The sequence below is a fragment of the Microcystis sp. M53598_WE2 genome (genome assembly GCF_030067735.1).
Classification (GTDB): domain Bacteria; phylum Cyanobacteriota; class Cyanobacteriia; order Cyanobacteriales; family Microcystaceae; genus Microcystis; species Microcystis aeruginosa.
In genome coordinates this window covers 1-4,752 of record NZ_JASJFE010000704.1, presented here as the reverse complement: position 1 = coordinate 4,752, position 4,752 = coordinate 1, and the positions used below count along the sequence as shown (strand labels likewise).

The window sequence follows — 4,752 nt, the reverse complement described above, 5'->3', positions numbered from 1 at the left end:
TATGATGGTAACAGCGATTTTATGGAATTTCATAATGGCTTTTTCTGTGCTTTTTTGGGCAGCAACGGTTGAAACCCTTGCCACACCTAGAAGGTGATCCTAATTAAGACGGTCAAATCAGTCAATTTCACCCATAACGATGATCTTTTTTTTGTGTAGTTTTATTGCAAAAAAAAAGTTTTTTTGACAAAAAGCACAAAGTATGATAGTACCCAACGTATTTCTGGCTGCGAGTAATTATTGTAGAGGGGGAGAAAGGAGAAGGGAGAGGGGAGAATAAATAAAAATAATCTCCCTACCCCACACCCTGTCCCTAGGAAAAACTTCTTCAGCAAACCCTAGTTAAGGCCTGCTCGATTCTCTGACCATCGAGGGAGCGGCCGATAAAGACCAAGCGAGTTTGCCGCATTTCCGTGGATTGCCAGGGTCGGTCGAAGAAAGAATCAAAGCGATCGCCGACTCCCTGTAACACCATACGCATCGGTTTATTGGCCACGTTAACAAATCCCTTGACCCGATAGATTTCTTCTCGGGCCACCAATTCTTTGAGCCGTTGGGTCAAAATTCGGGCATCTACGGGAGAATCGAGGCAAAACTGCACAGAATTGATCTCCTCATCGTGATCGTGTTCTTCCTCGTGATCATGATGACTAGGACGACTAGCTAAATTATCCTCGACGGCGGCATTAAATCCCAATAGCACATCGGGGCTAATTTGTCCATCGGCACAAGTAACTATTTTTACTGTCGATCGCAGTTGTGTTTTCAGCCAACTAATAATTTTTTCTAATTCAATTTCGCTGATGAGATCGGTTTTAGTTAAGAGTACCAGGTCAGCGCAGGCTAACTGATCCTCAAATAACTCCTCAATGGGCGTTTCGTGTTCTAAATTGGGGTCTGCTTGCCTTTGTGCCGTTAAAGCGTCCAAATCCGCCACCAGACGACCCCTAGCGACAGCAAAACCATCCACCACGGTGATTACTCCGTCCACCGTGGCCCCGTTGCGGATTTCCGGCCAGCGAAAAGCTTGAACCAGAGGTTTAGGTAAAGCTAATCCAGAAGTTTCGATCAGCATACAATCCAACTGTTGCCGTCGCTCCAGCAATTTCTGCATGGTGGGGAGAAATTCTTCCTGTACTGTGCAGCACAGACAACCGTTGGTCAATTCCACAATATTATCGTTAGGGTTGTCATCGCAGGTCTGACAACTTTTCAACAAATCACCATCAATTCCCACTTCTCCGAATTCATTGACCATAACGGCCACCCGGCGGCCTTGATTATTTTGCAGTAGATGACGGATGAGGGTAGTTTTTCCCGCACCCAGAAAACCCGTGATCACAGTAACTGGAATTTTGTGCATAGATAGAGCGATCGATCATGTTTCTAGATCAATGTATCAGACTCTCGGTCTAGGGTTGAGGGTTTCAGCGCTAATTCTTTAGGATTGCCCCACCAATTGCCGGACTGTCACAAACTAGCTGAAATTTTCCTAGTTAGTCGTTATTCTGGTAAAAGTTTCAGCCGGTTAAAATAATCGCTGAAAAACTTTTGTGGGAGTGGATTATGTTACAACGTCTTTTTTTAGCCTTTACCCTCGCTTTTCCTCTTTATTTAAGCATTGCTATTCAACAAACTTCTCCTCTAGCTGATAGGGTAAATCGCCCTTCTTCTCGCGGAATCAATAAAATTGAGCAGACGGTAAAAGCTATCCAAAAGCAATTAAAACAAGAGCATTCGGTTCAATTAGATTAATAAATTTGGTGAAAAAGAGGATATCTAAAACGGGTGCATCTCATTTTTGTAAATCTACTAATTTGGGATTTTTAAGGGGAAACTTTCTCCTAAAATTGGGCGTTACTTTCGGTTTTATCACTCAACCCTAGGGTTGAGTGATAGTAGGGTTGATTCATGAATCAACCCTACCCAAACCCCCCGTTGGGGGACGGCTGCTGACGCATCTGTAATAATTTAAGAGTCACTCCCCTTGCATGACTGTCTCTCCTGATATGTAGCCTATACTCAACGGATTTAACCCCGTGTGCAACTATATTTTTACTCTTGATTTACAAGGCTTTCAGAAATCAGCAGAGATAAAGTATCCTCTGTAACCCCCGCAAATCCTGCGAGGGTTGTCGTGCCGATTCAGCGTCTTTCTGCCGGGGGTGCAGGAGGAGCCACATCGGGGGGAGAAGTTACCTCTAGGGGAACCGAACGAGTGTCGGGAGCCGCCACATTGACGGGAACGGTAATCGGTTCGGCTGCTGCGGGGGCCGTATTTTCAGGACTAGGAGCAGCGGCGCTGGTAGGAGCAACGGTAGTACGCCGACGACTAGAACGGCGTTGGCTGGGTTCGCTAGTATTAGAACGGACGATAGTTTGCTCACGACTTACCCGAACCCGTCGCCGTCTGCGGATGGGTCCTTCGGTGGGGGAACCCTCATCGCTGCTGGCTAAACGATTGTTAGTAGTTTGGGTAAAGTAGGTACGTCGGGGTTTAATTGGTTCTGCTTTTAATGTCACCGGACGTTTGCCTAAATTCGGTTCTGGGAAACCTTGATAGGGAATATCCTTAATTGCTCCTAACATAAATTGTCGCCACATCCAAGCGGACATGGTACTGGCTCCATTGGTGGGTTTATTATTGTCATTACCGAGCCAAATTCCCGTGACTAATTGGGGAATATAACCGACAAACCAAAGGTCACGAGCTTTATCAGAAGTGCCGGTTTTTCCTGCCACCGGACGACCAATTTGTGCGGGGGTTCCCGTTCCCGAATTAACCACATCCTGCAGCATCCAAGTCATCGTCGCTGCCGTGTTTTGATTGAGAGCAGTTTTCGGTTTAAAATTGGCTTGATAAATTACTTTACCATTGCGATCGAGTACCTGATTAATACCGTAAACTGGTTGATGCACACCATTATTAGCAAAGGTTCCGTAGGCGCTGGTCAATTCTAAAAGATTGACTTCCGAAGCACCCAAAGCCAAAGAATAAGTGGGTAAAAGTTTCGACTGGATCCCCATATCTTGAGCTAATTTAATCACCGGATTCCAACCCACAGCCACTAACACCTGAACTGCCACCACATTCAGGGAAGAAGTCAAAGCATCGCGCATGGACACCGCGCGGCCGCTATACTTATCGCCGTAGTTTTCCGGTTTATAACCATCCACTACATACTGAGCATCTTTATAACTAGAATAGGGGGATTTCCCCGCCGCAATCGCCGCCGCATAGACAAAAGGTTTAAAAGTAGATCCTGGCTGACGTTTTGCCTGTGTCACCCGATTGAATTGATTCTTATCGTGGTCAATTCCCCCGACCATGGCCTTAATTTGCCCATTTTTGGGGTCAATTGCCACTAAAGCTGCCTGTTGGAAGTTCTGCCACCTGCCATAACGAGAAACCGCTCTTTCTACCACTTCCTCCCCTTCCCTTTGCCAACGAGGATTAAGGGTAGTTTTTACCACCAATCCCCCCGCTTCTAGGGTTTTAGCGGGAACCAGTTGCGGCAGTTCTTTTTCCACATAATCGGTAAAGTAGGCCGCTTGCCGTTGCAGACGTTTTAGGGGACTGGTTTTCAGACCTAGGGGAGATGCGATCGCCAGTTCTGCTTGAGCGTTAGTAATAAATCCCACCTCGGCCATAGTTTTTAGGACGATATTACGCCGTTCTAGGGCAGATTTAGGGTTTTCGAGGGGAGAATAGAGACTAGGAGCGGGAACAATCCCGGCAAGGGTGGCAGCTTCGGCTAGAGTTAATTTATCGACGGGTTTACTGAAATATAACCAAGCGGCATCGGCCAGACCGTAGGCCCCGGAACCGAGATAAACTAGGTGAAAATAACGCTCTAAAATCTGGTCTTTTGTATATTTATCTTCTATTTTCTGAGCGATACGCATTTCCCGTAATTTGCGATCAAAGCTCCTTTCTTGGGATAAAAAGACAATCCGGGCCAATTGTTGGGTGATGGTGCTGCCTCCTTCCACCACTCCCCCGGCTCTCAGGTTAGAAAAGAGAGCGCGAGCAATACCCTGGCCATCAACTCCCCCGTGTTGGCGAAAACGGCGGTCTTCACTAGCGATAAAGGCCTCCTGTACCAGTGGGGGAACTTGGGCAATTTTCACGGTTTCGTAAGTGCTAGGGCCATTTTGCTTGAGGATTTCCCCATTAGCGGCTTGAATGGTTAGGGTGCCGGGACGAGCATAGGTTTGTATATCGGCGATATTTTGCGGTAGAGAGGTTTCAAGGCGATAAATGCCCCAACCTACCCCTAAAATGCCCCCAGTTACGCCTAATCCCAATCCCAAGTACAACCCAAAGCGGGGATGTTGTCGCCATTGCGGTAAGGGAGAATTGTCGATCAGGGTAGTAAATTTGTTTTTTAAGGGTTTTAACGTCTCTAGAGCCTTGCTACTGGTTCGGGAGACTAAATTAACCTTTTTTTCTTCGGAAGCTGCTTCTACTGGCTTTTCCCCAGCAACGGGCGCAGATTTGGAGTCAATAGGATCGACTTTAGGGGGTTGCTCGGAATTCTCTAATTTATTAGCGAGATTATGAAAAAATTGACTAAGTTTTTGTTTGTATTTCATGTTAGTTGAGCGGGTGAGGATGAGGAAGTCCAGGTGAGGGGTGATGAGCTTGCGTAGCATGGATAGCTTGCGTCCATGTTTAGCATGAAACTCGCCTCTCATTCCGCCGCAGTTCTGTGTGGCGACGGAGATCGGGGATTCTGGATGTTGTGTCGG

3 protein-coding genes are annotated in these 4,752 nt (G+C 46.7%); 1 reads left to right on the top strand and 2 read right to left on the bottom strand.

The genetic code is table 11. The features are described from left to right. Window positions 1-328: 328 nt before the first annotated feature. Window positions 329-1,363: a cobalamin biosynthesis protein CobW gene (gene cobW / locus PX636_RS14365; protein ID WP_288117647.1), complete on the bottom strand. Its 1,035-nt coding sequence runs from the start codon at window positions 1,361-1,363 to the stop codon at window positions 329-331. Between the two features lie 203 nt (window positions 1,364-1,566). Here cobW and PX636_RS14360 point away from each other — a divergent pair, with 203 nt between their 5' ends. Beyond that, complete coding sequence (locus PX636_RS14360; protein ID WP_079205920.1) at window positions 1,567-1,755, top strand: hypothetical protein; 189 nt, start codon at window positions 1,567-1,569, stop codon at window positions 1,753-1,755. 390 nt (window positions 1,756-2,145) lie between these two features. Here PX636_RS14360 and PX636_RS14355 read toward each other — a convergent pair whose 3' ends face one another. Then, on the bottom strand, window positions 2,146-4,596 hold the full coding sequence (locus PX636_RS14355; protein WP_288117648.1) for a transglycosylase domain-containing protein: 2,451 nt from the start codon (window positions 4,594-4,596) through the stop codon (window positions 2,146-2,148). Window positions 4,597-4,752: the final 156 nt, after the last annotated feature.